Origin of the sequence: Nostoc cf. edaphicum LEGE 07299, from assembly GCF_015207245.1 — a bacterium.
In the GTDB taxonomy this organism is placed as follows: Bacteria; Cyanobacteriota; Cyanobacteriia; order Cyanobacteriales; family Nostocaceae; genus Nostoc; species Nostoc edaphicum_B.
On the sequence record NZ_JADEXF010000514.1, the window covers coordinates 1 to 4,151 of the forward strand.

The following is a 4,151-nucleotide window of genomic DNA, read 5'->3' on the forward strand; positions in this document are numbered from 1 at the left end:
CACTAGTATAGATAGTCCCAGCAACAATCACTTTTTTAACCTCTGTTCGCGCAGTACCGCAGCTATCAAAAACGGCTTTCCTTGCAAAATTCGGATGTTGGGTGTAGCTAGCTATAACTTTTTGACAGTTGCCACTGGGGCTACTCTCGGCGGTATTGAGGCGACACCAAAAGTTTGGGACTTAGCCGGGGCTTGGGTAATTGTCCAAGCTGCTGGTGGAGTCTGGGCTTCGCTGAAGTCAGAGCCGTTTCCATTGTCATCGGGAGAAGATTATAGCGATCGCTCTTTTCCCACCCTTGTGGTTAGTCGTCCCGAATTAGTTTCGGTATTTCAACCTTTTCTCGAAGGCATAAAAATTTAATTTGCAGATATATACCTTAAAATAGCGCTTTTGTCAATCGGACTATCGGAGTATTGCATAGCTGACATTAAACTTAACAAAACCCTAGTCAAACAAAGAATTGAGTATAAATAAAGCTGGTAAGATTCCTGATTTAAGCGCAAGACCAGTGTAGTTATTAATTTAAGTAGTGTTGTGGCTTTCATTACACTGGTTAATTAGTATAAAAAATTTTATGTTGTCTAATCTAGATTTAATTCGAGAGTTTGTACAAAACTCTATTCAGAAAAAAGACGTTTTGTTGTCAAATCCTGTTTTGACAGCGCAAACAGTGTATAAAATCAACCAACTGACAGCAAAATCTGAAGGTGTAATTGCCACTGCTCAACTATCTAATACCCTATCTGAATTCTCGATTTCTCCAAAATCAACCCAGTGGGAATTGATAAATCAGGCATTAGCAGAATATAGTTATATTCTCAAAGGAGAAGTAGATAGTCGGGGTTTCTATCAGTATCAATACTGCGAAGTTCCCAAAGGCTATCAGATGAATTGTACTAAATGTGTCATTCTCTGGCGAGCCTGGTGGAAATATTGCAAGCATAGTTCAAGACCAGGGATTCCGTTGGAACTTCTGATTAGAACACGAGATTCATGGTATCCAATTAGAGATTTAATTATCAGTGACGGACTTCTCTATATCAAAACCTTGGGAAGTGAGATTGCACTTGGCTCAGAAGACTTAGTTACTTGGTTAAGCAAAGTTGATGTAACCAAAATTAAAGAAATACCTTCTACAGAGACATAGGTGTGGGTATGGGGTTACGGATGTATGCCCCTATATTTGTAAACATTTTTCAAAGTGGTATTGACAACATAATTAGGCAAAGGACGTAAAGAGAAATGAAAGGACTTTGGCTTGAAAATAAGCAGTTGCAATTACGTACAGATATTCCCGTTCCTGAGCCGCCACAGGGAGAAGCCTTAGTACGCGTCTTGCGTGCAGGCATCTGTAACACCGATCTGGAACTACTTAGAGGCTACTATCCCTATACTGGTATTTTAGGGCATGAATTTGCCGGTATTGTCGAACAAGGGCCAGAACACTTAGTTAACCAACGCGTAGTTGGAGAAATCAATGCTGTGTGTGGGCATTGTCGGTTTTGTCGTAGTGGACAACCAACTCACTGCGAAAATCGCACAGTTTTAGGTATTGTCAACCGCAACGGAGCCTTTGGTGAATATCTTTGTTTACCGGTGGAGAACCTGCATCCCGTACCTGATAATGTGCCCACAGAAGTAGCAACATTTACTGAACCTATAGCAGCAGCTTTGGAAATTCAGCAGCAAGTGCCATTGCATCCAAACCATCGGGTGCTAGTAGTTGGAGATGGCAAACTAGGGCAATTAGTAGCTCAGACACTAGCTCTAACTGGCTGTGAACTCGTAGCTGTGGGGCGTCATCGAGATAAACTGGCTAACTTAGAAGCACGGGGAATAAAAACGAGTCTAGCTGATGATGTTACAGATGGATATTTCGATATCTCAGTAGAATGCACTGGCAATCCAGAAGGATTTGCGATCGCCCGCCGCGCTCTCCGTCCCCGTGGTACGCTTGTACTGAAAAGTACTTATGCTGGCAACCTTAGCCTAGATGCTTCTTCCTTAGTAGTAGATGAAATCACCCTCATCGGCTCCCGTTGTGGCCCCTTTACCCCAGCCCTCCAGCTACTAGCCACAGGACAAATTGACGTGCAACCCCTGATTCATGCCACCTACCCCCTCATTGAAGGGCTTGCAGCTTTTGAACACGCCCAGAGTCGGGGTGTTTTGAAGATATTGTTAGAGATTAGTTAATAGTCATTTGTCTTTATATAGTTTGGTTTTTCACGCCGACCTACTTACTTAATACCAATTCTGTATGAAGATGCGCCAAACTATATGAGGAACGAACCGCAAAGAGCGCATTCGCGTAGCGTCTCGTCAGAGAAGGACACAAAGAAAGAAGAAGCTAAGAAAATTTGACGCAGTTTCACAAAGAAATCGTATTACCTACCCCTAACTAATACAGATAAGGATTCGTCTTCGGTTGATAGTCCAAACAATGGATCGCTTCTTCTGTATTGGCAATAGATGGACGTACAGTACATTTAAGACGGTAGTCGTCGGTAAAAAATTGGCAACCAGTACAAGGGATTTGATGCATTTGCTTGGCTGTAGCCACACTTTCTCGTGCCGCCGACCAGAGACTTAAAACAACGAGAATAGTTACAGTCCAAGCAACGACAAAGCAAATCGGCACTAACAAAGGTTGAATCGCATGAATGAAGAAAAATATCAGTTCCAACACAGCATTTCCTGATACAAATTAGGAGTTAAAAGTATATTAACTCCTAACTCCCAATTCCTAGCTTCTTACTATAGAAGTATAATTTAAATGCCAGAATGACCCAGCGCTAAACCAGTGACAAGCATTCCCAGAACAAGAAAAGGTTGGGCGCTGGCTTGGTACTTAACATCATTCTTCACTGGGTCACGCAAGAAATACATATCCTGCAAGGTGATTTGCGGAATGATTAAGAGTATTAGTATTGTTGCATACAAATTCTCATGGATACTGACGAGATAAGCTGCTATCAATCCTTGAAATACATCAATCGTTACTACACAAATCCATGCCGCAGTAGGGATGCCAAACATTACGGGTAGTGAATTTAATCCTAGCTGGCGATCGCCTTCTACACTCTTGAAGTCATTGACAATGGCAATACCCAATCCAGCCAAGCTGTAGAACATTGTCAAAATGACAATTGTGGAATTCAGTTCACCAAATAAAGCGTGTCCTGTAGACCAAGGTAGGGTAATATAACTTGCACCCAAAGCGTAGCTACCTAGCCAACCGTTTTGCTTGAGTTTCAGGGGAGGTGCAGAATAAATATAGGCAATGAAAGAACCGATAATTGCGATCGCTGTAATTGTCGGGAATTCATGACCAGACCACACATCGAGCGCAAATGCCAAACCATAGCCAGCAATCAGTAATACCCAAATCTGAATAATTACCTGGGGTAGGGGAATTGCCCCAGAGGGAATCGGGCGATAGGGTTCATTGATGGCATCGATTTCGCGATCGTAGTAATCATTGAGGATTTGGGTGTAACCTGTCATCAATGGCCCAGCCAGTAACATACAGGCTGCTACCTTCAACACATTTTCCAGCGTCCAAGTATAGTTACCAGAAGAAGCCGCACCACAGACTACGCCCCAAATTAGGGGAATCCAGGTAATCGGCTTCATTAGCTGTAAACGAATTTTCCAAATCGAAGTTTCCCCAGACGCTGCACCTTTCATCCCCAACATCTGCCTAGTTTTTGCACTGCGATCGGCAGAGGCGTTCGCCCTTGGCGTTGGCGGAGCCATCGCTTGCTCATTGGGATTATTTACCACTGAGTCTAATGCCTCAGATGGGTTAGGGTCTGGGGTAATGGGAGTTGATTCTGACATAAAGCGTATTTTTTTTAGAGTGAGGAGTTAGGGGTTAAAAGTTATGAATTATTGTTTTATTCCTAACTCGTCACTCCTAACTCCTAACTAAATTAAAACGAAATTATCAAATAATTATTCTGAAACTTTGCTCCAGCAACAGGTCTGCCACTCAGAGCCGGGGGTAAGGGAATATTGCGCCGCTGATCTCCTGCTTCTACCGTGACTTCTGGCCCATATTGGGTAAGCTTGACCTGCTTTTTGTCAAATCCTGGCAAGAATAAGCGTACTTGACGATTGTGGATGTCTATTTCAATAGGTTTAGGAG

General features: G+C 42.9%; 6 protein-coding genes. 3 read left to right on the forward strand and 3 right to left on the reverse strand.

Annotated elements, in window-relative coordinates; translation table 11 throughout:
- From IQ229_RS15875 to IQ229_RS15885, 3 genes are all read left to right on the forward strand, one after another.
- Window positions 1-361, forward strand: a 361-nt coding sequence (locus tag IQ229_RS15875) for an inositol monophosphatase family protein (protein WP_322744002.1), incomplete at its 5' end; no start/stop codon positions are given.
- Between the two features lie 214 nt (window positions 362-575).
- Complete coding sequence (locus tag IQ229_RS15880; RefSeq protein WP_194045243.1) at window positions 576-1,148, forward strand: hypothetical protein; 573 nt, start codon at window positions 576-578, stop codon at window positions 1,146-1,148.
- 95 nt (window positions 1,149-1,243) lie between these two features.
- Window positions 1,244-2,197, forward strand: a complete 954-nt coding sequence (locus IQ229_RS15885; protein ID WP_194045252.1) for an MDR/zinc-dependent alcohol dehydrogenase-like family protein — start codon at window positions 1,244-1,246, stop codon at window positions 2,195-2,197.
- Between the two features lie 205 nt (window positions 2,198-2,402).
- Here the strand turns inward: IQ229_RS15885 and IQ229_RS15890 are convergent, their stop codons facing one another.
- The 3 genes from IQ229_RS15890 to IQ229_RS15900 form a co-directional block, all read right to left on the reverse strand.
- Window positions 2,403-2,690: a hypothetical protein gene (locus tag IQ229_RS15890; protein WP_194045254.1), complete on the reverse strand. Its 288-nt coding sequence runs from the start codon at window positions 2,688-2,690 to the stop codon at window positions 2,403-2,405.
- Between the two features lie 83 nt (window positions 2,691-2,773).
- Window positions 2,774-3,844 carry a chlorophyll synthase ChlG gene (chlG, locus tag IQ229_RS15895; RefSeq protein WP_194045256.1) on the reverse strand — a complete coding sequence of 357 codons (1,071 nt, stop codon included), beginning with the start codon at window positions 3,842-3,844 and terminating at the stop codon, window positions 2,774-2,776.
- A 92-nt stretch (window positions 3,845-3,936) separates the two neighbouring features.
- The coding region (locus IQ229_RS15900; protein ID WP_457852503.1) for an ArsA family ATPase at window positions 3,937-4,151 on the reverse strand (215 nt) is incomplete at its 5' end.